This is a genomic window from Amycolatopsis sp. NBC_00438 (assembly GCF_036026695.1).
In the GTDB taxonomy this organism is placed as follows: domain Bacteria; phylum Actinomycetota; class Actinomycetes; order Mycobacteriales; family Pseudonocardiaceae; genus Amycolatopsis.
Window position 1 is genome coordinate 5,242,132 of the sequence record NZ_CP107923.1, and the last position, 23,301, is coordinate 5,265,432.

Annotated in this window: 25 protein-coding genes and 1 pseudogene; 12 read left to right on the plus strand and 14 right to left on the minus strand. The window is 71.3% G+C overall.

Annotated features, from left to right (window positions below):
- Positions 1-14 precede the first annotated feature (14 nt).
- From OG494_RS23010 to OG494_RS23025, 4 genes are all read left to right on the plus strand, one after another.
- Positions 15-677 carry a DUF4097 family beta strand repeat-containing protein gene (locus OG494_RS23010; RefSeq protein WP_328442484.1) on the plus strand — a complete coding sequence of 221 codons (663 nt, stop codon included), beginning with the start codon at positions 15-17 and terminating at the stop codon, positions 675-677.
- Between the two features lie 244 nt (positions 678-921).
- Complete coding sequence (locus OG494_RS23015; protein WP_328442486.1) at positions 922-1,941, plus strand: fatty acid desaturase family protein; 1,020 nt, start codon at positions 922-924, stop codon at positions 1,939-1,941.
- A 9-nt stretch (positions 1,942-1,950) separates the two neighbouring features.
- Positions 1,951-3,012 (plus strand): MBL fold metallo-hydrolase, encoded by a 1,062-nt coding sequence (locus OG494_RS23020; RefSeq protein ID WP_328442488.1) that lies wholly within the window; start codon positions 1,951-1,953, stop codon positions 3,010-3,012.
- Positions 3,009-3,263: a Smr/MutS family protein gene (locus tag OG494_RS23025; protein ID WP_328442490.1), complete on the plus strand. Its 255-nt coding sequence runs from the start codon at positions 3,009-3,011 to the stop codon at positions 3,261-3,263. Before OG494_RS23020 ends, OG494_RS23025 begins: the two co-directional genes overlap by 4 nt.
- A gap of 3 nt (positions 3,264-3,266) precedes the next feature.
- On the opposite strand, the gene OG494_RS23030 is transcribed toward OG494_RS23025, so the two are convergent.
- From OG494_RS23030 to OG494_RS23040, 3 genes and pseudogenes are all read right to left on the minus strand, one after another.
- On the minus strand, positions 3,267-3,857 hold the full coding sequence (locus OG494_RS23030) for an Rv1733c family protein (RefSeq protein ID WP_328442492.1): 591 nt from the start codon (positions 3,855-3,857) through the stop codon (positions 3,267-3,269).
- A 205-nt stretch (positions 3,858-4,062) separates the two neighbouring features.
- On the minus strand, positions 4,063-5,160 hold the full coding sequence (locus OG494_RS23035; protein WP_328442494.1) for a hypothetical protein: 1,098 nt from the start codon (positions 5,158-5,160) through the stop codon (positions 4,063-4,065).
- A 65-nt stretch (positions 5,161-5,225) separates the two neighbouring features.
- Positions 5,226-5,333, minus strand: a pseudogene (locus OG494_RS23040) (oxidoreductase); the annotation flags it as partial.
- Positions 5,334-5,558: 225 nt separating this feature from the next.
- Between OG494_RS23040 and OG494_RS23045 the strand changes: the two are divergent.
- On the plus strand, positions 5,559-6,119 hold the full coding sequence (locus tag OG494_RS23045) for a TetR/AcrR family transcriptional regulator (protein ID WP_328442495.1): 561 nt from the start codon (positions 5,559-5,561) through the stop codon (positions 6,117-6,119).
- On the opposite strand, the gene hsaB is transcribed toward OG494_RS23045, so the two are convergent.
- The 5 genes from hsaB to OG494_RS23070 all read right to left on the minus strand — a co-directional run bounded on the left by hsaB (position 6,120) and on the right by OG494_RS23070 (position 11,285).
- Positions 6,120-6,650, minus strand: coding sequence for a 3-hydroxy-9,10-secoandrosta-1,3,5(10)-triene-9,17-dione monooxygenase reductase subunit (gene hsaB / locus OG494_RS23050; protein WP_328442497.1), 531 nt, complete (start codon positions 6,648-6,650; stop codon positions 6,120-6,122).
- 5 nt (positions 6,651-6,655) lie between these two features.
- Positions 6,656-7,570: an iron-dependent extradiol dioxygenase HsaC gene (hsaC, locus tag OG494_RS23055; RefSeq protein WP_328442499.1), complete on the minus strand. Its 915-nt coding sequence runs from the start codon at positions 7,568-7,570 to the stop codon at positions 6,656-6,658.
- The gene (gene hsaD / locus OG494_RS23060; RefSeq protein WP_328442501.1) at positions 7,570-8,415 is read right to left on the minus strand and encodes a 4,5:9,10-diseco-3-hydroxy-5,9,17-trioxoandrosta-1(10),2-diene-4-oate hydrolase; all 846 of its coding nucleotides are present in this window, start codon (positions 8,413-8,415) and stop codon (positions 7,570-7,572) included. Before hsaD ends, hsaC begins: the two co-directional genes overlap by 1 nt.
- The gene (hsaA, locus tag OG494_RS23065; protein WP_328442503.1) at positions 8,415-9,578 is read right to left on the minus strand and encodes a 3-hydroxy-9,10-secoandrosta-1,3,5(10)-triene-9,17-dione monooxygenase oxygenase subunit; all 1,164 of its coding nucleotides are present in this window, start codon (positions 9,576-9,578) and stop codon (positions 8,415-8,417) included. Before hsaA ends, hsaD begins: the two co-directional genes overlap by 1 nt.
- A 108-nt stretch (positions 9,579-9,686) precedes the next feature.
- Entirely contained in the window at positions 9,687-11,285 is a 1,599-nt protein-coding gene (locus tag OG494_RS23070; protein ID WP_328442505.1) for an FAD-binding protein, read from the minus strand.
- 101 nt (positions 11,286-11,386) lie between these two features.
- On the opposite strand from OG494_RS23070, the gene kstD reads away from it, so the two are divergent.
- The 6 genes from kstD (at position 11,387) to OG494_RS23100 (ending at position 16,934) form a co-directional block, all read left to right on the plus strand.
- Positions 11,387-13,051 (plus strand): 3-oxosteroid 1-dehydrogenase, encoded by a 1,665-nt coding sequence (gene kstD / locus OG494_RS23075; RefSeq protein WP_328442507.1) that lies wholly within the window; start codon positions 11,387-11,389, stop codon positions 13,049-13,051.
- Entirely contained in the window at positions 13,048-14,184 is a 1,137-nt protein-coding gene (locus OG494_RS23080; RefSeq protein WP_328442509.1) for a Rieske 2Fe-2S domain-containing protein, read from the plus strand. The genes kstD and OG494_RS23080 overlap by 4 nt, the downstream gene beginning before the upstream one ends.
- Entirely contained in the window at positions 14,181-14,438 is a 258-nt protein-coding gene (locus OG494_RS23085) for a hypothetical protein (protein WP_328442511.1), read from the plus strand. The genes OG494_RS23080 and OG494_RS23085 overlap by 4 nt, the downstream gene beginning before the upstream one ends.
- Positions 14,431-15,465, plus strand: coding sequence for a ferredoxin--NADP reductase (locus tag OG494_RS23090; protein ID WP_328442513.1), 1,035 nt, complete (start codon positions 14,431-14,433; stop codon positions 15,463-15,465). The genes OG494_RS23085 and OG494_RS23090 overlap by 8 nt, the downstream gene beginning before the upstream one ends.
- An 8-nt stretch (positions 15,466-15,473) precedes the next feature.
- Positions 15,474-16,319 carry a MaoC/PaaZ C-terminal domain-containing protein gene (locus OG494_RS23095; protein WP_328442515.1) on the plus strand — a complete coding sequence of 282 codons (846 nt, stop codon included), beginning with the start codon at positions 15,474-15,476 and terminating at the stop codon, positions 16,317-16,319.
- A 162-nt stretch (positions 16,320-16,481) separates the two neighbouring features.
- Positions 16,482-16,934, plus strand: a complete 453-nt coding sequence (locus OG494_RS23100) for a riboflavin kinase (protein ID WP_328442517.1) — start codon at positions 16,482-16,484, stop codon at positions 16,932-16,934.
- Here OG494_RS23100 and OG494_RS23105 read toward each other — a convergent pair whose 3' ends face one another.
- The 6 genes from OG494_RS23105 to OG494_RS23130 all read right to left on the minus strand — a co-directional run bounded on the left by OG494_RS23105 (position 16,935) and on the right by OG494_RS23130 (position 22,321).
- The gene (locus OG494_RS23105) at positions 16,935-17,486 is read right to left on the minus strand and encodes a DUF5134 domain-containing protein (protein WP_328442519.1); all 552 of its coding nucleotides are present in this window, start codon (positions 17,484-17,486) and stop codon (positions 16,935-16,937) included.
- Between the two features lie 141 nt (positions 17,487-17,627).
- A complete protein-coding gene (locus tag OG494_RS23110) occupies positions 17,628-18,797 on the minus strand; it encodes a lipid-transfer protein (RefSeq protein ID WP_328442521.1) in 1,170 nt (389 codons plus the stop codon).
- A complete protein-coding gene (locus OG494_RS23115) occupies positions 18,794-19,180 on the minus strand; it encodes a MaoC family dehydratase (RefSeq protein WP_328442523.1) in 387 nt (128 codons plus the stop codon). Before OG494_RS23115 ends, OG494_RS23110 begins: the two co-directional genes overlap by 4 nt.
- Positions 19,177-20,118: a bifunctional MaoC family dehydratase N-terminal/OB-fold nucleic acid binding domain-containing protein gene (locus tag OG494_RS23120; RefSeq protein ID WP_328442525.1), complete on the minus strand. Its 942-nt coding sequence runs from the start codon at positions 20,116-20,118 to the stop codon at positions 19,177-19,179. The genes OG494_RS23115 and OG494_RS23120 overlap by 4 nt, the downstream gene beginning before the upstream one ends.
- Complete coding sequence (locus OG494_RS23125; protein ID WP_328442527.1) at positions 20,115-21,269, minus strand: acyl-CoA dehydrogenase family protein; 1,155 nt, start codon at positions 21,267-21,269, stop codon at positions 20,115-20,117. The genes OG494_RS23120 and OG494_RS23125 overlap by 4 nt, the downstream gene beginning before the upstream one ends.
- A gap of 5 nt (positions 21,270-21,274) precedes the next feature.
- Positions 21,275-22,321, minus strand: a complete 1,047-nt coding sequence (locus tag OG494_RS23130) for an acyl-CoA dehydrogenase family protein (RefSeq protein ID WP_328442529.1) — start codon at positions 22,319-22,321, stop codon at positions 21,275-21,277.
- Positions 22,322-22,407: 86 nt separating this feature from the next.
- On the opposite strand from OG494_RS23130, the gene OG494_RS23135 reads away from it, so the two are divergent.
- Positions 22,408-23,292 carry an alpha/beta fold hydrolase gene (locus tag OG494_RS23135; RefSeq protein ID WP_328442531.1) on the plus strand — a complete coding sequence of 295 codons (885 nt, stop codon included), beginning with the start codon at positions 22,408-22,410 and terminating at the stop codon, positions 23,290-23,292.
- The last annotated feature ends 9 nt before the right edge of the window (positions 23,293-23,301 follow it).

Genomic DNA, 23,301 nt, shown 5'->3' on the forward strand with positions numbered 1-23,301 from the left:
AGGAGCTGAGCACGATGCGGAAGTTCACCACCACCGCCCCGATCACCACCGTCCTCGACATCCCCGCCGGCCTCGTCCGGTTCATCGCCGCCGACCGGGCCGACACGACAGTCGAGGTACTGCCCGCCGACGCGTCGAAGAGCCGCGACGTGAAGGTGGCGGAGCAGACCACGGTCGAGTACCACGACGGCGTCCTGCGGATCCAGGCCACGGCGAAGCACCAGATCCTCGGCAGCTCCGGTTCCGTCGAGGTGACGGTCCAGCTGCCCGCCGGGTCCCGCGTCGAGACGAAGGCGGCCAGCGCCGAACTGCGGGGCGTCGGGCGCCTCGGCGCCGTCACCTTCGACGGCGCGGAGGGTGTCGTCAAGCTCGACGAGGCCGCGAGCGTCCACCTCACCACGCACGCCGGGAACGTCACGGTCGGCCGCCTCACCGGCGACGCCGGGATCAGCACCGGCAAGGGCGACATCCGGATCGCCGAAGCCGTGCGCGGCAAGGTCGTGCTGACCACCCAGGCCGGCGACGTCACGGTCGGCGCCGCCGCCGGCGTCTCCGCGTCCCTGGACGCCGGCACCACCTACGGCCGGATCCACAACTCGCTCAAGAACACCGGCGAGCCCGACCTGATCATCCAGGCCACGACCGCCGCAGGCGACATCACCGCCAGCAGCCTGTGACGCCCCTTCGGGCGGCGTAGCCGACATCGGCTACGCCGCCCCCGGCGCGCCCGCCCCTTCCAGACACGCCCCCAGGTATGCGAGTCGACCTTCCAATCACGCGAGATGCCCCGGCGGTCACCGTGATGCCCCGCGAGTCACGCGGGATCCGCGCATACCAGGCCGTCCGGTAGGGCTGGCCCCCCGAAGTTCGCACCGGCGCACAGGATTCCGCCCGGTGGCGTCCGCGCGAAGACTCGGGGACGTGACCACAGACAACCTCGTGCACACCGGCAGCGACTTCGCCCGGCTGAGCCACCGCATCTCCGCCGCCGGCCTGATGCGGCGCCGTCCCGGGTACTACACCGCCCGGATCGCCGTCGTGACCACGCTGTTCGCCGCCGGCTGGGTCGCCTTCGCCTTCCTCGGGAACTCGTGGTGGCAGCTGGCCGTCGCCGCGTTCCAGGCGGTGATGTTCGGCCAGATCGCTTTGCTGTCGCACGATCTCGCGCACAAGCAGGTGTTCCGGCGCCGGCGGCCGACCGAGGTCGCCGGGATGATCGCGGGCAACCTCGGCGTCGGCATGAGCTACGGCTGGTGGATGGACAAGCACACCCGCCACCACGCCAACCCGAACCACGAGGAGCTCGACCCGGACGTCGACCCGGACATCCTGGTGTGGTCGAAGGACCAGGCCCGCGCGGCCCGTGGTGTGCCCGCGTTCATCGGGCGCCACCAGGCGTTCCTGTTCTTCCCGCTGCTCACCCTCGAAGGGCTGAACCTGCACTGGTCCGGCATCCGCGCGGTGCGCAAGCCGGGCCTGCGCCGCCGCGGCGTCGAAGCGGCACTGCTCGCCACGCACTTCGCCGTCTACTTCAGCGCGTTGCTCACGGTGCTCTCGCCGGGCATGGCGTTGCTGTTCTTCGCCGTCCACCAAGGACTCTGGGGTGTCTACATGGGATCGATCTTCGCGCCCAACCACAAGGGCATGCCGACGCTCACCGGCCGCCCGGAGCTCGACTTCCTGCGCAAGCAGGTGCTGACCTCCCGCAACGTCCGCGGCGGCGCGGTCGTCGACGTCGCCCTCGGCGGCCTCAACTACCAGATCGAGCACCACCTGTTCCCGAGCATGCCGTCGCGGCACCTGCGGCAGGCGCAGCCGATCGTCGAGGGCTACTGCGCCGAGCTGGGCATCCCGTACCTGCAGACGAGCCTGGTCGAGTCCTACCGGCAGGCGCTCACCCACCTGCATGAAGCTGGGGCGCCTCTCAGGAACCGTTCGTAGACTCAAGGCATGAGGAAGACGATCGCTGCTCTGCGTGACCTGCCGGCGGCGTTCGGCGCGAAGGCCGCCGGTGCCCGCGCCGAGCGGGTCCGCCGGTCGCCGCAGTTCGACGGCAAGGTGTTCCGCAACGTGGCGCCGCGGCATCCGATGACCGCGGCGTCGATGCGCACCATCTTCCGCGAGATGTTCTTCGGCACCGACCGTGAGCTGCGCAAACCCGGCGGCGCGATCCCGTTGGTCCAGGCCGCGCCGGTCGAGACGGCCGAGGGCCTGCACCTGACCTGGTACGGCCACGCCTCGACGCTGGTGGAGCTGGACGGCGCCCGCGTGCTGCTCGACCCGGTGTGGAGCGACCGCGTCTCGCCGGCGACGTTCGCCGGCCCGCGGCGGCTGCACGAGCCGCCGGTGCCCCTGTCCGGCGTCGGCCGGATCGACGCCGTCGTCATCTCGCACGACCACTACGACCACCTGGACCTGCCGACCATCCGCTCGCTCGTGACGTCGACCGAAGCGCCGTTCTTCGTGCCGCTCGGCGTCGGCGCGCACCTGGAACGCTGGCACGTCCCGGCCGAGCGGATCATCGAGCTGGACTGGCACGAAGAGGCGACGGTCGCCGGCGTCCGGTTCATCTCGACGCCGGCCCAGCACTTCTCCGGCCGCGGCATCACCAACGACGACACGCTGTGGACGTCGTGGGCCCTGATCGGCCCGCGGCACCGGGTCTTCTACACCGGCGACACGGGCTACTTCGACGGCTTCGCGCGGATCGGCGCGGAGCACGGGCCGTTCGACGTCGCGCTGGTCCAGATCGGCGCGTACGCCCCGCAGTGGCCGGACATCCACATGACGCCGGAGGAAGGCGTCGCGGCGGGTCTCGACGTCCGCGCGAAGCTGCTGGTCCCGGTCCACTGGGCGACGTTCTCGCTGGCGATGCACCCGTGGGGTGAGCCGGCGGACCGCGTCTGGACCGAGGCGAAGGCGGCGGACATCCCGCTGGCGATCCCCCGCCCGGGTGAGCGCGTGGACGTCGGCGAGCCGCCGGCGGTCGACGGCTGGTGGCAGGCCCTGTGAAGCTGAAGCTGGACCTCCACGACATCTACAACCGCGGCGGCGAGATCGAGCGCGCGCTGCAGGGGATCATCGACGAAGCCGTCGCCAAGAAAGCGCCGCTCGTCGAGATCATCCCGGGGAAGGGCTCGGGGCAGCTGAAGAAGCACGTCCTGCGGTTCCTCGAGCGCAAGGACATCAAGGCGCTCTACCACCGGATCGAGAAGGACAAGGACAACTTCGGCCGGGTGTTCGTGCACTTCCGCTGGAAGTGACGCTCAGAACCGGCTGTCGTGGCGGGCTTCCGCCCAAGCGCGGTCCCACGCCGCCGCGCGGAGGCGGTCCAGGACGAAGCGGCCGAGGCCGTACAGTGCGGCCAGCACTCCGGTGACGGCGAGCCAGAGCAGGATCGCCGCGAACACGCCGTCGGCGACCGAGGTCGACGGCGAGAGCGGTTCGGTCGTCAGCTCGCCGCGCTGGTCCAGCCACACCGGCAGGTGGGTGCCCTTCGGGCTGCCGGAATCGGCGAGGACGTCGCCCGTGTGGCGCGTGCCGCGGGCGTCGAACCAGGCCGCCGGGACGGTGGTCTGGTCGGCCGGGGCGCCGGCGCCGTCGGTGCTGTAGGTCCGGGTGGGGGCCGCGGCCAGCGAGGTCGCCGTCGCGGGGTGGCGGGTGGTGCGCTCCTGCTCGGCGCGGGCGGTCTGCGCGGCGTAGGTGTCGGAGCCGACCGCGGCCGCGAACGGGAGCGTCAGCAGCGCCCCCGCGACCATCAGCACCAGCAACGCGGCTTCGACGCGGTCACCGAAGCGGGCGAGCGGGTTGCGGCCGGGGAACAACCGGCGCCGGAACCGGGCGATCCGACCTCGCATGCGCGGCACACTCCTCCCCGGGAACACGACTCTGCGCTACCAGTGTGCGCGCGAGGGGCCGGCTTTCTCTCGTGAATGGGACGCGGCCCACCTGTGAACCCGTGCACAACCACCCGGTGGCGCTACTGCGCCGACTATTACCCATCCGACCACAGCCACGGCCGATGGCGTCACGTCGACGGTTACGTGCCGCGTGGGGGTCGGCCTACCTCTGGCCGGATGGGTAACCGGCCACGATCGCCGACGACAACGCGTGAGCGACTTCCGGCCCGTGGACGTCGGTGTGCCCGCGCACGAACCGGTCGGCCCGCAGGTTGTGCGGCACGCCCGGGCGCCACGCGTAACGCCCGCCGACCGGCAGCAGCTCACCCGGCACGGCTTCGGCCGTCGCCTGGGCGCCGTCCCGGCCGATGGCGCCGTAACCCAGCCCCGTGACGCGCGACGCGATCTCGAAGGCGACCCCGGCGACCAGGTCGTACGTCGTGTGCGTGACGAGGATCGGGCCGGTCACGAGGTGCTCGTCGAGCACCCCGCGGTACCCGCCGTGCTCGGCGAAGGCGTGGTGCGACAGCGTCGCCTGCAGCAGGGTGAGCGTGCTCACCGTCCCGGCCGGCCGCGAAGCGGCGGCCGAGGTGACCAGCCGGCCGCCGAAGCCGTGCCCGACCAGGTGCACACGCAGGCCGGGCCGGGCGACCGCGGCGAGCAACGGCGCCAGGCCCCGCTCCCCCACCACACCCGCCCGCGCCTTCATCTCGTAGTACGTCAGGTAGTCGAGCAGCTCCCGCGCGGCTTCGACGAACCCGGACGCCGGTTTCGCGAGCCGGTCCAGCACGGTGCCGCCGGGCAGGGTCAGCAACTCCGTCGACGCGTCTTCGCGGTCCTGCGCGGCCGGGGGCACCACCGACAGCAGCGCGGCGGCGAACGCGGTCCGCGCGGTCGAGCGGGCCGCGAGCGCCGGGACGAGCTCGGCCGCCGCGTCGATGGTCGGCCCGTGCTCGGGCCGCAGTTCCCGCAGCAGGGCGAGCCGCTCCGCCAGACCGGGGGACTCGGCGAACCTCCGCGACGGCCACAGCACGCAGGCGAAGGCGAGCCGCGTTTCGGACACCGCGCGCAGCGAGGCCGCGAGCGCCGCGTAGAGCTGCCGGGCGGTGGCGTGGTCGTCGTCCCAGCCGTGGCTCAGCACGACGAGATCGGTGGTCGCGCTGTCGGCGGCGAGCTCACGCACGGCCGCGCCCCGGTCCCCGGTGAGCCGGCCCGCGCGGTCGAACCCGACCTCCGCGGCCGGGAAACCGGACAGCTGCACGGGCTCCTCCTCGAGCGGCGGGGACCCTGTGAAGTCGCCTTCGCGACGGCTGTCGTTACCGCTCGGCCTTGCCGGACGGGCCGAATGGTGATGTCGCCGATTTCGACGTCGCCGGGCTGCTCGATCGCGAACGCGACGGCGCGCGCCACGGCGTCCGGGCTGATCCCGAGCCGGCCGGTGCGCCGGGCCCCCAGCACGACCGCCGCGCCCCGGGCCGCCGGTTCCGACGCCGTGTCCGCTCCGATGCCGCGCCGATGCCGCTGCCGGCTCCGGTGATCGCGACGACCTTGCCGCCCGGACTGCTCGGCACAGCTCTCCCGGGCTAAAATGACAACTGTCCGGTTACTCCGCAACCTTGTCGGACAGTTGTCCACTTCGCCAGGAAGGGCGGTGCTGCCGTGCCGGGTCGTGAGCGCCGGTCGGACGCGGTCGCCAACCGCGACCGGATCGTCGAGGCCGCGCGGGCCGAACTGAGCGAGTCCAACGGCGCGGCCGACGACCTGAAGCTGCACCGGGTCGCCAAGGCCGCGGATGTCGGGCAGGGCACGCTCTACCGGCATTTCCCGACGCGCGAGCACCTGCTGGCGGAGGTGTACCGGTTCGAGCTGACCCAGCTCGTCGACGCCGTGGCCCCGTTGCTGGCCGAGCACCCGCCGCTCGAGGCCCTGACCTGCTGGCTGGAGCGGCTCGTCGGGTACGCACGCGTCAAACGCGGTGTCATGGCGGCGATCGAGGCGTCGGCGTGGCAGGACCTCTACGCGGACCAGCACCACCGGCTCGACGAAGCGCTCGAGATGATGCTCCAGCGGGGAAAAACCGCCGGCCAGGTACGCGAAGAGGTCGACGCCGCGGACGTCATCCTGCTCCTGGGCGCGTTGTCACGAGTACCCGAAGCGGAGTGGGACGCGCGGGTGCCCAAGATCGTGGCGGTGATCGTCGACGGTCTCCGCCCGCGGTGATCAGAGCCAGTCGTCCGGGCGGGGCCACGGCATCAGCGCGGCCAGCACGTCGCGCGCCGGCTCGGTGACCGAGTACCGGCCGCGGTGGAACAGCAACGGCCGCGCTTCCGACGGTGCGCCCAACGCCGTGACCCGCCCGATCACCACGTAGTGATCGCCGGCTTCGTGCACCGCTTCCAGCTCGCAGTCGATCCAGGTCAGCGCCCCTTCGAGCAGCGGCGCGCCGGACGGCGCGGGCGTCCAGCCGAAGCGGGCGAACTTGTCTTCGCCGCGAGCTCCGAAGACCGCGCTGACCTCCTGCTGGTCCTCGGCGAGGACGTTGATCGCGAACCGGCCGGCCGCGGCGAGCACCTGCCAGGTGCGCGACGACTTCGCCGGGCAGAACAGCACCAGCGGCGGGTCGAGCGACAGTGCGGCGAACGACTGGCAGGCGAAGCCGGCCAGGGTGTCGCCGTCGCGGCCGGTGACCACCGTGACGCCCGTGCAGAAGTGCCCGAGGACACTGCGGAACTCGGTCTGATCGACCGCCATCGCCGTCACGGCGCGCCGGGCGGCCGGGCGCCGACCGAGAAGTCGTGGCCCCACAGGGAAACCGCCGTGCTCTCGCGGGCGATCCAGTTCTCGTCGTCGACCTGCCGGCCCTCACAGCCGAACTCGACGTCGAAGCCGCCGGGGGTCTTCATGTAGAACGACAGCATCAGGTCGTTGACGTGCCGGCCGAGCGTCGCGGACATCGGTACCTTGCGCCGGATCGCGCGGTCGAGGCAGAGGCCGACGTCGTCGGTCTGCTCGACCTCGATCATCAGGTGCACGATCCCGCTCGGCGTCGGCATCGGCAGGAACGCCAGGCTGTGGTGGCGCGGGTTGCAGCCGAAGAACCGCAGCCACGCGGGTGGCCCGTCGGCGGGGCGGCCGACCATCTGCGGCGGCAGCCGCATCGAGTCGCGGAGCCGGAAACCCAGGACGTCACGGTAGAACCGCAGTGACGCCTCGTCGTCCTTTGTAGACAAAACGACATGGCCGAGGCCCTGCTCGCCGGTGACGAACTTGTGGCCGTACGGGCTGACCACCCGCCGGTGCTGCAGCGCGACGCCGTGGAACACCTCCTGGGTGTTGCCGGACGGGTCGTCGAAGCTGATCAGCTCGTCGACGCGGCGGTCGGCCCGCTCCTCCGGGGTGCCTTCCTTGTAGGGCACAGAGGCACTGTCCAACCGGGACCGGATCTCGGCCAGCTCGCCGGCGTTCGCGGCCTCCCAGCCGGTGGTCGTCAGCCGGTCGGCTTCGCCGGGCGAGATCACCAGCCGCGCCGGGAAGTCGTCCATGCGCAGGTAGAGCGCTTCGGGGTTTTCGCCCTTGCCTTCGACCATGCCGAGCACCTTGAGCCCGTATTCGCGCCACGCGGCCATGTCGGTGGCTTCGACGCGGAGGTAGCCCAGTGACCGGATGCCCATCAGGAACTCCCGAGGAAGTCGAGGGCCAGCCGGTTGAACTCGTCGAACTTCTCCAGCTGGGCCCAGTGTCCGCAGCCGCCGAACACGTGCAGCTGCGCGCGGGGAATGGTCTTCAACGCGACCAAGGCGCCGTCGAGAGGGTTGACGCGGTCTTCGCGGCCCCAGATCAGGAGCACGCGCTGGCGCAGGCGGTGGGCCTCGCGCCAGAGCATGCCTTCTTCGTAGGTTTCGGGCTGGGCGAACGACATCCCCATGGCCCGCATCGCGGCGAGCGACTCGGGGGTGTTCGCAGCGGCGAACCGGTCGTCGATCAGCTCGTCGGTGATGAGCGCCTGGTCGTGGACCATGATGCGCAGGAACGCTTCCATGCGTTCCCGGCTGGGTTTCGCGCCGAACTTCCCGAGGTTCTTGACGCCTTCGGTGGGGTCGGGCGCGAAGAGGTTGACGCTCAGCCCGCCCGGCCCCATCAGCACGAGCCGGCCGGCGCGTTTGCCGTGGTTCAGCGCCAAGCGCACGGCCGCCCCGCCGCCGAGCGAGTTGCCGATGAAGTGGGCGGTCTCGATGCCTAGCGTGTCCATCAGACCCACGACGGCGTCCGCGCTGTGGCGGAAGTACTGCGGGTGCTCGGCCGGCTTGTCCGAGCGGCCGAAGCCGGGCTGGTCGACGGCGATCGTCCGGTAGTGCTTGGCGAACTCCGGCAGGTTGCGCCCGAAGTTGCTCCACGCCGACGCGCCGGGGCCGCCGCCGTGCAGCAGGATCACCGTCTCGGCGTGCTCGGCGCCGGCCTCGTGGTAGTGCAGCTTCAGGCCGCCTGCCTGGACGTACTTTCCTTCGGGAGAAGCCATCAGTACATCGCGTTCTCGACGGGGAGCCCGAAGACCCCGGTGCCGTACATGACGTAGGCGCGCTCGGCGTCGTTGGCCGCGTGGACCCGGCCGGCGTGCGCGTCGCGCCAGAAGCGCTGGATCGGCGTGCCGCGCTGGATGGCCCGGCCACCGGAGTTCTCGAAGAGCCGGTCGATCGCGCTGATCGCGCGTTCGGTGCCGCGCACCTGGTCACGCCGGACGCGCAGCCGCAGGTCGCTCGGCAGGCGTTCCTCGCGCTTGGCCATTTCGTACAGCTCGTCGATGTTGCGGGTCAGCTGCAGCCACGCGGCGTCGATCTCGCTGGCGGCCTCGGCGATCCGCACCTTGGCGAACGGGTCCTCTTTGGACTGTTCACCGGCGTACGCGGCGCGCACCCGCTTGCGCTGGTGCTCGACGTGCGCGTCGTAGGCGCCCTGCGCCATGCCGATGATCGGCGCGGTGATCGTGGACGGGTGCACCGACCCGTACGGCAGCCGGTACAGCGGCCCGGGGTTGACGGCCTGGCCCGGCACCCTGCACTTCGACGTCGCGATGAAGCTCAGCGCCCGGTGCTGCGGGATGAAGACGTCCTCGACGACGATGTCGTTGGAGCCGGTGCCGCGCAGCCCGATCGTGTCCCAGACGTCCACAATGGAGTAGTCCGCGATGGGCAGCAGGTACGAGCAGAAGTCGACCGGCTTGCCGTCCTTGAACGCCGGCCCACCGAGCAGCACCCACGTGCAGTGGTCGCTGCCGGAGGAGAAGCTCCACCGGCCGGTCAGCCGGTAGCCGCCTTCGACGACCTCCGCCTTGCCCATGGGGGCGTACGACGAGGAAATGCGCACGTCCTCGTCGTCGCCCCACACCTCTTCCTGCGCCTGAGCGTCGAACAACGCCACGTGCCACGGGTGGACGCCGAGGATGGAGGCGACCCAGCCGGTGGACCCGCACGCGCTCGCGATCAGCTTCACCGCGGTGTAGAAACTCACCGGGTCCGACTCGAAACCGCCGTACGGCTTCGGTTGCAGCATCTTGAAGAACCCGGTCTCCTGCAGGGCCTTGACGGACTCTTCGGGGACGCGTCGCGCGTCCTCGGTGTCCTGGGCCCGTTCCCGCAGGACCGGCAGGAGGTCCCGGACCCCGGCGATCACCTGCTCGCTCATGCGCGGCCCTCGCTGACGCTCGGGCCGGCCTGAGCGGCGCGCGCAGTGTTTGATGATTCGCTCGCAAGCTCGCTCATGCGCAGTCCTCTCTTTCTCGCTGCGCCAAGACTAGAACACGTTCTCGTTTTTGTCGAGAACGCCCTGCGCCAAGGCCGAGTTGATCCCCGCCCTGCGGCCGGAAAACACGCAGTCGGCCAGCGAGAGACCGCTGACGTAGGACCTGGAACAGATTCCCACCGCGGTGCGCCCGGCGGCGTACAGCCCCTTGATCGGCGCGCCCTCGGCGTCCCGGACCGCGCCGGTGTCCTCGTCGACGACCAGGCCGCCGAGCGTCAGCATCGGCGTCGGGTACCCGAGGTTGGGCCGCACCGAGACGTCGATGAGCGAGAACGGCGGGTTGTCGAGGCGCCGGGCGAACTCGGCGGGTTTGCCCATCGGGTCCTCGGCGCCGTGGTAGGCCTCGACGCTCGCGCGCAGGCCCTGGGGGTCGACCCCGGCCTTGTGTGCCGCTTCTTCGACCGTCGCGCCGGTGACCCGCCCGCGGCGCAGCAGGAACCGCAGCTGCAGGCCCTGGAACCACTGGCTCTGCTTGGCGCCGTCGCGCCGCGCCTCGGCGACGATCGGCGCGTCGACGAGCAGCCAGCCCTGGCCGTCGTGCCGCTCGATCAGCCGCTCGCCGACGGCCGCGCCGTAGCGCGACTCGTCGATGATCCGCCGCCCGCCGGCGTCGACGATGATCCCGCCGAGGAACGCGCTCGGCGGCGTCACGAACCGCCACGCCGAGATCCGGCCCAGTTCCGCGGTCGCGCCGCCGGCTTCGACGCCCATCCGGATGCCCGAGCCGTCGTCGGCGGCCGTGCCCAGCGGCAGCCCGCCGCGGTAGGCGGGCGCGTGTTCGCGGACCATCCCGCGGTTGGCGATGAACCCGCCGGCGGCGAGCACGACCCCGCGTCGCGCGGTGATCCGCAGCTCGCGGGCGTGCGCGCGTTCGAGCCGTTCGACCCGGCGGTGCAGGGGTTTCCGCAGTGCCGGGACGTAGATGCCGGGCTTGGCGGAGTACCGCGCGAGCCGCCCGTGCCGGGCCTTCACCGAAGCCGGGGCGTCGCGAAGGGTGTCCGCGACCAAGCCGGTGACGACACCCTGCTCCGTGATCAGCGAACGCACCCGCGTCTGCGACAGCACCCGGATACCGCGTCGCCGCACGGCTTCCGCGAGCCGGGTCATCAGCATCTTCCCGGACGTGCCGGGTCCTTTGACGCGGTGTCCGCGCGGCGCCGGGTTCGCCGCGTCGCGGAACCCGCCGGCGGCCTCGCTCCCGGAGTAGTACAGGTAGTGCTCGTCACTCGGGTACGACGTCTTGTACGGGCAAAGGCTGCCTTCGAACGGGACGCCGTTGCCCTCCAGCCAGGTGATCATCTCGCGGCTGCCCTCGCAGAAGCGCCGCAACGTCTTTTCGGAGACGACGTCCCCGGCTTCGAGGCGCAGGTAGTCGTACATCGCGTCGACGGAATCGTCCACGCCCGCCTCTTGCTGCTGGCCGGTTCCGCCGCCCGCGTAGACCACGCCACCGCTCACCGCGCTGGCGCCACCGCCGGCGAAGCGCTCGACGATGACGACGTCCGCACCGGCGTCGGCGGCTTCGAGGGCAGCACACGCGCCGGCCGCCCCGAACCCCACGATGACCACGTCCGCGACGAGTTCGTCCATGGTTCGTTACCCTAGAACTGAAACACGTTCTCGTCTATGGTGGCCGAAAGCGACCCTCAACTGGATACTTGTCTTGTGGAACACGTTATAGGTGAGGTGGCATGACGGAGCAGTTCGACGTCGTCGTGGTCGGCAGCGGCGCTGCCGGGATGACCGCCGCGCTGGCCGCGGCTCACGGCGGCCTGAGCGTCGTACTCCTGGAGAAAGCGGCCTGTTTCGGCGGCTCGACCGCACGCTCCGGCGGCGGGGTCTGGCTGCCGGGCAACCACGCGTTGCGCGCCGCCGGGATCGACGAGCCGCCCGAGCGGGCGCGCGAGTACCTCGCCTCGATCGTCGGGGACGTCGTCCCGGCCGTCCGGCGCGACACGTTCCTCGCCCACGGCCCCGAGGTGCTGCGGTTCGTCTGCGACCACACCCCGCTGGAGTTCCGCTGGGTCCGCGACTACAGCGACTACCACCCCGAGGCGCCCGGCGGGCGGCCCGGCGGCCGGTCGGTCGAGCCCGTCGCGCTCGACGGCCACCTGCTCGGCGACGACCTGGCACACCTCGAACCGCCCTACAGCGCTCCCCCGCTCGGCGTGCCCATCACCCAGGCCGACTACCGCTGGCTCAGCCTGCTGGCCCGCCACCCCCGCGGCGTCGTCCGGCTGCTGTCGCTCGGCACGCAGTGGCTGGCCGGCCGGCTCCGGCGGCAGCACCTGCTGGCCATGGGGCAAGCGCTTGCGGCCGGCCTGCGGATCGGCCTGACCAGGGCGAACGTCGAGGTCCGGCTCAACACGGCGCTGGTCGACCTGCAGGTCGAGGGCGACCGGGTCACCGGGGTGGTCACCTCGCAAGGAGTCATCGCGGCCCGCCGCGGCGTGATCCTCGCCAGCGGTGGCTTCGAGCAGAACCTCGAGATGCGCGAGAAGTACCAGCGCGCCCCGATCGGCACCGACTGGACCGTCGGCGCGGCCGCCAACACCGGCGACGGCATCACCGCCGGCCTCAAGCTCGGCGCGGCCCTCGACCTGATGGACGACGCCTGGTGGGGCCCGACGCTGCCGCTCACCGGCGGCCCGTGGTTCGCGCTGGCCGAGCGCTCGCGGCCGCGGTGCGTCATGGTCGACGGGCGCGGGCAGCGGTTCGTCAACGAGTCGGCGCCCTACGTCGAGGCCGTGCACGCGATGTACGGCGAGGGCGACGGCCCCGGCGAGCACATCCCGACCTGGCTGGTGTTCGACCAGCGCTACAAGGACCGGTACATGTTCACCGGCGTCGGGCCGCGCCAGCCGCTGCCCGGCCGCTGGTTCAAGGCCGGGATCGCGGTCAAGTCGTCGACACTGGCCGGGCTGGCCGAAAAGATCGAGGTCCCGGCCGAGGCATTGGAAGCCACCATCGAGCGGTTCAACGGCTTCGCGCGCAACGGCGTCGACGAGGATTTCCAGCGCGGGCTCAGCACCTACGACCACTACTACGGCGACCCGCGCAACAAACCCAACCCCAGCCTCGGCCCGCTCGACAAGGCGCCGTACTACGCGGTGAAGATCGTGCCCGGCGACCTCGGCACCAAGGGCGGGCTGCGGACCGACGAACACGCCCAGGTCCTGCGCGAGGACGGCTCGGTCGTGCCGGGTCTGTTCGCCGCGGGCAACGTCAGCGCGGCCGTGATGGGCCGCACGTACGCCGGACCGGGCGCGACCATCGGCCCCGCCATGGTGTTCGGCTACCTTGCGGCGACGCGGCTGGCGAACGAAGATCAGAGGACCACGGGAGGGCAGCGATGACGCAGGAATCGGTACGCACCATCTACGCCGGTGAGCCACCGACCCGGTTCGCCCGGGGCTGGCACTGCCTGGGGCTGGCCGCGCGCCTCCGCGACGGGAAACCGCACGCCATCACCGCGTTCGGCACCAAGCTGGTGGTGTTCGCGGACTCCCACGACGAGCTGCACGTGCTCGACGGCTACTGCCGGCACATGGGCGGCGACCTCACCCAGGGCACGGTCAAGGGCGACGAGATCGCCTGCCCGTTCCACGACTGGCGCTGGAACGGCACGGGCAAGTGCGTCGCGATCCCCTACGGCAAGCGGGTTCCGCTGCGCGCGCGGACGCGCTCGTGGCAGACGCTGGAGCAGAACGGCCAGCTGTTCGTGTGGCACGACCCGGAAGGCAATCCGCCGCCGGACGAGCTGGCGATCCCGCGGATCGAGGCGGCCTACAGCTCCGAGTGGAGCAACTGGACGTGGGACTCGATCTTCATCGACGGGTCCAACTGCCGGGAGATCATCGACAACGTCGTGGACATGGCGCACTTCTTCTACATTCACTACGCCTACCCGACCTATTTCAAGAACGTCTTCGAAGGTCACATCGCGACCCAGTACCTGAACACCAAGGGCCGCCCGGACATGGGCATGGCGTCCAACTACGGCGGCGAGGACAACCTGCTGCGGTCGGAGGCGTCGTACTTCGGGCCGTCCTACATGATCAACGACCTGGTGAACTCCTTCCAGGGGTACGAGATCCAGAGTGTGCTGATCAACTGCCACTACCCCGTGTCGCCGACGTCGTTCGTGCTGCAGTACGGCATGAAGGTCAAGAAGCAGGACGGGCTTTCGGACGAGCACGCCGACAAGATCGCGGCGAAGCTGGCGAAGGGCATCGGCGCCGGGTTCCTGCAGGACGTCGAGATCTGGAAGCACAAGACGCAGATCGAGAACCCGCTGCTGTGCGAAGAGGACGGTCCGGTCTACCAGCTTCGCCGCTGGTACCAGCAGTTCTACGTCGACGCCGCCGACGTCACCGAGGACATGACCCGGCGCTTCGAGTTCGAAGTGGACACGTCGAAGGCGAACGAGGCGTGGGCGGCCGAGGTGGCGGAAAACCTGGCCAGGCAGAAGGCGGAGGCCGAGGTGTGACCACTCCGGAGACCGTCGAGTTCCTGACCGGCGGGCTGCGGCCGCACGAGTGCCGCGCCTGCGGGACCCGCGTGCTGGTGAAGAAGAACAGCATCAACCACACCAGCATCCAGTGGATGACGAACGCGGCCGAGAGCTGCCCGGTGTTCGCCGACGCCGAGGGCCCGACCGCGTTGCTCGACACCTGCCCGAAGCTCTCGGACAGCATCGACGACGCGGTGCGCGAAGGCACGCTGGCGGTCGCAGATGGCTGAGCGGGTCTACACCCTGACGGTCGCCGACGTCGTCGTCGAGACGCCGGACGCGCGCTCGGTGGTGTTCGAGATCCCCGGCGAGCACGCGTCGGCGTTCACGTATTCGGCGGGGCAGTTCCTGACGCTGCGGATCCCCAGCGAGCGGACCGGCTCGGTCGCGCGGTGCTATTCGTTGTCGAGCGCACCACACGAGAACCGCGTCCAGGTGACGGTCAAACGCACCGACGGCGGGTACGGGTCGAGCTGGATCTGCGACGAGCTGCGGGCCGGGATGACCCTGGACGTGCTGGCGCCGGCCGGGGTATTCACGCCGTCCTCCGTGGACGAAGACTTCCTGCTGTTCGCCGCGGGCAGCGGGATCACGCCGGTGATGGCGATCCTGAAGACGGCGCTGGAACAGGGTTCCGGGCGGGTCGTGCTGGTCTACGCGAACCGCGACGAGGCGTCCGTGATCTTCGCCGGCGAACTGGCCCCACTGGCCAAACGCTACGGTGACCGACTGGTCGTCGTCCACTGGCTGGAGAGCGTGCAGGGCCTGCCGGACGTGCCGCAGCTGCGCGGTCTGGCTTCCGCGTATACGTCGCACGAGGCGTTCCTGTGCGGCCCGGCACCGTTCATGGCGGCCGTGAAAGAGGCGCTCGGGCAGCTCGGCGTGCCGCGGGACCGGGTACACGTCGAGAAGTTCACGTCGTTGTCGGGGAACCCGTTCGAAGCGGTCGTCGAGGAAGAGCCGGTCTCCAACCCGGATGAGGCTCCGGCGTCGTTGACCGTGACGCTCGACGGCGAGACGCGGTCGATGGCGTGGCCGCGGCGCCGCAAGCTGCTGGACCACCTCCTCGACGCGGGACTCGACGCGCCGTATTCGTGCCGCGAGGGACAATGCAGTGCGTGCGCGTGCCGGATCGTGACGGGTGAGGTGAAGATGCTGCACAACGAGGTCCTCGACGCCGAGGACCTCGCCGACGGCATCGTGCTCGCCTGCCAGTCGCTGCCGGTCACCGACGACGTCTCGATCAGCTACGAATAGGAGCACCCGTGCCCATCGACCCGGCCGTCGCCATCGGTGCCGAAATCGGCGAAGTGAGCTTCGCCTGGACGTCGTCGGACGTGCTGCTCTACCACCTGGCGCTGGGCGCGGGCCCGGACGAACTGCGCTACACCTACGAGCGTGACCTGGTCGTCGTCCCGACGTTCGCGACGGTCGCGGCCAACCTGCGCGTGTTCGAACCGCCGGCGGTGTCGTTCCCGGGCGTCGAGGTCGACCTGGCGAAGGTGCTGCACGGCAAGCAGGAGATCACCCTGCACCGGCCGATCCCGGTCGAGGGCAAGGCGGTGGCCCGGTCCCGGGTCGCGGACGTCCACGACAAGGGCAAGGCGGCCGTGATCATCCAGGAGGTCGACGTCACCTCGGCCGACGGCAGTCCTCTGTGGACGGCCCGGTCGAGCATCTTCGCCCGCGGCGAAGGCGGCTTCGGCGGCTCGCGAGGCCCCTCGGACCGCATCGACTGGCCTACGCGGGACCCGGACGTCGTCATCGAGACGCCGACGTTGCCGCAGCAGGCGTTGCTGTACCGCCTGTGCGGCGACCGCAACCCGCTGCACGCGGACCCGTCGTTCGCCGCGGCGGCGGGCTTCCCGCGCCCGATCCTGCACGGGCTGTGCACCTACGGCGTGGTGGCGCGCGTCCTGATCAACGAGTTCCTCGACGGCGACGTGTCGCGGGTGGGCTCGTTCGCGACCAAGTTCGCCGGCGTGGTGTTCCCGGGCGAGACCCTGCGGATCAGGGTGTGGCGCGGCGACGACCGGCTGCTGGTGAGCGCGTCGGCCGTGGACCGGGAGGACGCGCCGGTACTGGCGGACACGGTCCTGACGTTCACCTAGCGGGTCCGCCGCGGCTTGTCGTGAGTGGTTAGGGCGGTTAGAACCGCCCTAACCACTCACGACGACCGGAGCGTGGCCCGCGTCACTCGTGTCCATGGGCTGATCTCCCTGTCACCGGCGCGCTACCGTGGACGGGGAGCGACCTCGGGAGGACGGGACACGATGCCGGAATACTTCGTGGTGCGGGGCGCGGTCGAGCACGGCGATCAGCGCGGCCGGGAGCTGGGCTTTCCCACGGCCAACATCGCTCTCCGTGACCAGGACGGGTCCGTCGGCGACGGTGTGTGGGCGGGCTGGGTGCAGCGCGGGGACGGCACCCGCGTCGCGGCGGCCGTGTCCGTGGGGCGGCGGCCGACCTACTACGGGGCCGACGGCTACCGGCTGCTCGAAGCGCATCTGCTGGAGTTCACCGGCGACCTCTACGACGAGACCCTCGTCGTCTGGCTCGGCGCCCACCTGCGCGACCAGCAGGCCTACGCCTCCGCCGAGGACCTCATCACCGCGCTCAAGAACGACATCGCCGTCGCGACGCAGTGGACCGCCGAGCACCCCGCCGCGTCGCTGCCCGAACCCGGGGACAGCCCGCTCGGCGAGGTCCGGCGTGTCGCCGGCTAGTCACCAGGCCGCGGCCAGGAGCAGGTAGCCCATCCCGGCGCCCATCACCACGCGGCAGGCCGCGCGCGAAGTGTGCCCGGACACCGCCGCCGCGGGGCCGCGCACCATGGCCACGCCGGTGCGCGCCGCGTCGAAGACGAAGTAGGCCGCCGCGGCCACCGCGAGCACCGGCACCGCCAGCCTGGTGTCCATTGTGGACATCGTCAGCCAGGGGCCGTGGGTCATGCCTTCGTGCGGCATCGCTGTGACCATGTAGAGCATCGCCGCCGCGGACAGCGCGTGGTGCGCGCAGCCGGACTGGCGCCCGCGCCACCAGGCGAGCGCGAACCAGCCCGCCGTCAGCACCAGGACCGCCTGCCAGCCGGCCGCCGGGATCGGGCCACCGACCGGCGAGAGCATCGCCACCATCGCGACGACCAGCAGCAGCTCGGCCAGGTCGCCGTTGCGGACCCCCTGGCCGAGGCGGACGTAGTCGAGCCGGACGAGCCGCAGCACGCAGGGCAGCGCCAGCACGGCGAAGACCACGGTGAGCGCCCAGTCCACGCCGGCCATCAGGGGACGGCCGGCGGCTCGGCGGGTGCACGCATGGCGGCCTCACTCTGCGTCGCGGACAGTCCCTCCACCGTGACATCCGGAGCGCACCCACACCAGCCGTCAAAGAGGTGAAGCCCGGTGACCCACAAGAGGGACCCGTCAGTCACTCGTGAGGACGAGCCCGCTCGTCGGCACGCCGGTACCCGCTGTGACCAGCACGCGGGACACGTCCCGCACCTGGTTGGCGGCGTCCCCGCGCAGCTGCCGGACACCCTCCGCGATGCCGTTCATGCCGTGGATGTAGGCCTCGCCGAGCTGGCCGCCGTGCGGGTTGAGCGGCAGTGTGCCGTCGAGTTCCAGCGCGCCGCCGGCGATGAAGTCCTTCGCCTCGCCGCGGCCGCAGAAGCCCAGCTCCTCCAGCTGCATCAGGACGTACGGCGTGAAGTGGTCGTACAGCACCGCGACGTCCACATCGGACGGTCCGAGCCCCGACTGGGCCCACAGCTGCCGGCCCACGACGCCCATCTCCGGCAGCGCGGCCAGGTCGTCGCGGTAGTAGCTGGTCATCACGTACTGGTCCGGCCCGCTCCCCTGCGCCGCCGCGGCGATGACCGCCGGCGGGCGGGCCAGGTCCCGGGCGCGTTCGACGCTGGTGACGACCAGCGCGACCCCGCCGTCACTCTCCTGGCAGCAGTCGAGCAGGTGCAGCGGCTCCGCGACCCAGCGCGACCCCTGGTGCTCCTCGAGGGTGATCGGCCGGCCGTGGAACCAGGCGTTCGGGTTGGTCGCCGCGTGCTTGCGGTCGAGCACCGCGATGCGGCCGAAGTCCTCGCTCGTCGCGCCGTAGTCGTGCAGGTACCGCCGCGCGACCATGGCGACCGTCGCGGCCGGGGTCGCGATGCCCATCGGGTAGTGGAACGCGTTGTCCACACCGGACGAGTTGACCTGGCCGGCCGCCGCCGAGGACACCTGGCCGAAGCGCATGCCCGAACGTTCGTTGAACGCCCGGTAGGCGACCACGACGTCGGCGACGCCGGTCGCCACCGCCATCGCGGCCTGCTGCACGGTCGCCGCCGCCGCGCCGCCGCCGTAGTGGATCCGGCTGAAGAACTTGAGTTCGGGGATGCCGAGCTCACGCGCGAGCGCGATCTCCGCGTTGCCGTCCATGGTGAACGAGACCAGGCCGTCCACATCGGACGGCCGGAGCCCGGCGTCGGCCAGGGCGTGCGACACGCATTCCGCGGCCAGCCGCAGCTCGGTGCGCCCGGAGTCCTTCGAGAACTCCGTCGCGCCGATGCCGGCGATGGCCGCCTTGCCCGAGAGCGTCACGGCAGCGTCACCTCCACGGTCCCGGCGACGTGCTCGCCGAGACTGTCCACACCGGACACCGCCACCACGGCGTCGCGGCCGTCACACGAGACCACGCGGCCGGTGAACGTCAGCGTGTCGTAGGCGTAACACGGCACACCGAGGCGGATCTTGATCGACCGGATCAGCGCCTCCGGGCCGGCCCACTCCGACACGAACCGCTGGACCAGGCCGGTGTCGGTGAGGATGTTGAGGAAGATGTCCTTGGAGCCGCGCCGCACCGCGGCGTCGCGGTCGTGGTGGACGTCCTGGAAGTCGCGGGTGGCCAGCGCCGTGCTGACCACGAACGTCGGGGTCGCCTCGATCGTCAGCGGCGGCAGCTCGGTTCCTTCGGCGACGGTCATCGGGTCACCTTCCAGGCGGGCAGGGTCAGGTCGTCGTCCACCTTCACGAAAGCGGCTTCCACCGGAAGTCCGATGTGGACTTCTTCCGGCGCCGCGTCCAGCAGTTCGGCCATCACGCGCACGCCTTCCGCCAGCTCCACCAGCGCCACGACGAACGGGAGGTCCTTGCCCGGCACCGGCGGGTGGTGGTGCACGACGTAGCTGAACACCGTGCCGCGACCGCTCGCCACGACGTAGTCCGGCTTGGCGTCGAGGTCGCCGTCCGGCGGCATCGGGCCCGGCGGGTGGCGCAGCGTCTCGCCCCAGCGCTGGATCCGCAGCTCCCCCGCTTTCAGGCCGTCCCAGAAGAACTCCGTGTCCTTGCTGATCACCGGCCGCAGCACCGGCGCCGGCGGCGGTTTCGGCGCGGGCGGCCGGAACTTGAGCACCCGGAACATCATCTCCGCGACCGGCTCGTCCTCGACGTACCACTTCACGCGCGTGGTGACGAACCAGCCTTCGCCCAGCGCGGTCTTCTTGGGACCGACCACGCTTTCCAGCGCGGTCCGCGCTTCGACCTGCTCGCCGTGGCGCAGGTAGCGGTGATACGCCTGCTCGGAGTTGGTCGCGACGACGGAGGTGAACCCGGCTTCGTCGAGCAGCTCCATCATCAGGCCGAGCGGGTCGTCGCTGCCGCGGAGCGCGTGCAGGCGGCCCATCGTCCACACCTGGGCCATCGCCGGTGGGGCCACGAGTCCCTTGTGGACGCTCTTCGCCGCGAACTCCGGGTCGACGTACACCGGGTTGTCGTCGCCGATCGCCTCGGTCCAGTTGTTGACCATCGCCTGGTTGACGGGGTCGCGCGCGAGGCGCGGCGCGCATTCGCCCCGGGCGGTGATCTCCGCCGTTTTTTCCAAGATGGCGGCTTCGGTGATCTTGCCGGTGATCTTGTCGGTCATCGTGGCACCCTCGGCAGTCCCAGGCCGATCGAGGAGATCAGCTCCCGTTGGATCTCGCTCACCCCACCGCCGAACGTCAGCACGATGTTGCGTTTGGCCTGCAGGTCCAGCCATTCCGCCAGCTCCGCGGTGTCCGGGTCGGCCAGGTCGCCGTGCCGCCCGATGAGCTCCTCCATCGACCGGCCGATCCGCTGGATGACCTCGGAGCTGAACACCTTGGTCGCGGACGCGTCGGCGACGACGACCGGCGCGCTGGCGGAGGACGCGGCGACCTGCCAGTTCAGCAGCTCGTTGACCCGCGTCACGGCGAAGGCGTCGGCCAGCACGGCGCGGACGTCCGGCAGGTCCAGCAGCGCGTGCGCGGCGGCCCAGGTCCGCACCCGGTCGTACAGGCCGCCGATCCGCCCGGCCGGCCCGAGCATCACGCGCTCGTGGTTGAGCTGCGTCGTGATCAGCCGCCAGCCCTCGTTCTCCTTGCCCACCAAGCGGTTCACCGGCACGCGGACGTCCGAATAGTACGTCGCGTTGACGTGGTGGGCGCCGTCGCAGGTGATGATCGGCGTCCACGAGTAGCCGGGGTCGGTCGTGTCCATGATGAGGATCGAGATGCCCTTGTGCCGCGGCGCGTCCGGCGCGGTCCGCACGGCGAGCCAGATGTAGTCGGCGTCGTGACCACCGGTGGTGAAGATCTTCTGGCCGTTGACGACGTACTCGTCGCCGTCGCGCACCGCCGTCGTCCGCAGCGCCGCGAGGTCCGTGCCGGCCTCGGGTTCGGTGTAACCGATGGCGAAATGGATCTCGCCGGCCAGGATCTTGGGCAGGAAGAAGGACTTCTGTTCGTCGGTGCCGTACTGCTGCAGGGTCGGCCCGACCGTCTGCAGGGTCACCGACGGCAGCTGGACGTCGGCGCGCGAGGCCTCGTCGACGAACAGGTGCTGTTCGATCCCGCCGAAGCCCTGCCCGCCGTACTCGACGGGCCAGCCGACGCCGAGCCGGCCGTCGCGGCCCATCCGGGCGACGATCTCGCGGAACACCGGCCCGTGCCGTTCGCGGCGCATCGCCTGGCGTTCCTCCGGGCTGATCAGCCCGGCGAAGTACTCGCGCAGCTCGGTGCGCAGTTCTCGTTGCGCCGTGGTCAGTTCGACGTGCATCGCGCTCACCCCGCCACTCGTTCGCCGAGCCTGCCGAGCCGGTGCGCGGTGCCGCCGAGCGCCCGGCCGAGATCCTTCACCTGCGACGAATACCGGTGCAGTGGATAGCTTTCGTCGACGCCGACGCCGCCGTGCAGGTGGTGGCAGGTCGCCAGCGCGACCGGCGCCTGCACGGCGAGCCAGTAGGCGGCGACGTCCAGTTCGGCGCCGGAGTCGAGGCCCGAAGCCAGCCGCCACACCGCCGACGTCACGGCCAGGTGCACGGTCCGCGCGGCGACGTAGACGTCCGCGATCTGGCCGGCCACGGCCTGGAACGTCGCGAGTGGACGGCCGAACTGGGTCCGCTCGCCGACGTGCTTCACGGTCAGCGCGAGCGCCCCGGCCAGCAGGCCGTCACCCAGGGCCAAGGCGCCGGCCAGCGCGAACCGGTGCAGCGTCGCGACCGCGCCCTGGTCGGCGAGCAGGTCGGACTCCTCGACGGCGACGTCGTCGAAGCGCACCGTGCACTCCGGCGTCCCGGCGGAGTTGCGCGTCGGGACCAGCGTGACGCCGTCGGCGCGCGGATCGACCAGGAAGACGGCGGTGCCGCCAGGGGTCGTCACGGGCGTCAGGATCCGGGTGGCTTCCCCGGCGTAAGGGACGGCTGTCTTGACGCCGCTGAGCAGCCAGTGGCCGTCACCCGCCCGGGTGGTCGTCGCCGGTTGGGCGGTGAGCGGCGCGGACGGCTCGTGCAGCGCCGCGGTGAGCAGCGCCTCCCCGGCCGCGACCTGCGGCAGCAGCTCCGCGCGCTGCCCGGGCGTGCCGAGCGTCTCCACCGGCAACACCCCCAGGGCGAGCGCGGCGTAAGCGGGCACGGGCGCGGCGACGCGGCCGACCTCGGTCAGCACTTGGGCGACCTCCGCGACGCCCAGGCCGTCGCCCTCCAGGTCGGGGGGCAACGCGAGCGCCAGCAAGCCCGCGTCGGCGAGCGCGCGCCAGGGGTCGTCGGTGCTCAGCACCTTCGCGGTGAGTGCGCTGATCTCTGTCTGCGTATCGTCAAGGGTGAAGTCCACGCCTGTCCTCCGGATCGGCGCAATACTGAAACCTGTTCTAGTCTTAGTCGGAAACGTCCTGGACGGCAACCCCTTGGAGGAGCGGAATGCCGGTGATCGAACCGGGCAGCGCAGGCTGGCGCGCGACCCGGCGGCTGGTCACCGTGCCGCCGACCGCCGGCGTGCCCGACCCGGTTCCCCTCGACCTGCCCGGCCGCGGCAAGACGGTCGTCACCGACGTCGGCCCGCGGCACGCGCCCGCGCTGGTACTGCTGCACTCGGTGGCCTGCACCGGCTTGCTGACCTGGTACCCGGCCCTCGAGCGGCTGGCGCGGCACTACCGGGTCGTCGTGTTCGACCAGCGGTGGCACGGGCAGGGCATCCGCTCGCCGGAGTTCCGGCTCACCGACTGCGCCGGCGACGTCACCGCCGTCGCCGACGCGCTGGGCATCGGGCAGTTCGCCGTCGGCGGCTACTCGATGGGCGGGATGGTCGGTCAGCTCGTCGCCCACGCGGAACCAGAACGTGTTACCGGATTGGTGCTGTGCTCGACGGCGAGCAACTTCCGCCGCGGCCTGCGCCAGCGTGTCGCCCTCGACGTCTTCGGCCGGACGCTGACGCAGCTGCGCGAGCGCATCCGGCTCGGCACGATCCCCGGCGAGCCGCGCCGCGAGCGGCTCGCCCGGCTCGAAGACCACCGGTGGGCCCTGCGGGAGTTCCGCTCGACCACGCCGTGGGAGATCGCGGTCGCCCTCGACGAGATCGGCCGGTTCGACTCGACGCCGTGGCTGCACACGCTGCGGCTGCCGACCGCGGTCGTCGTGACCACCCGGGACCGGTTCATCGCCCCGGACCACCAGCGGTCGCTCGCGCGCCGGATCCCGGACGCGGCGACCTACGAGATCCCGGCCGGGCACGCCGCCTGCGTGCTGGCCGCCGCCCGGTTCGTGCCCGCGCTGCTAGCGGCGGTCACGTCAGTGCACGCGCGATAGGAGCTCACG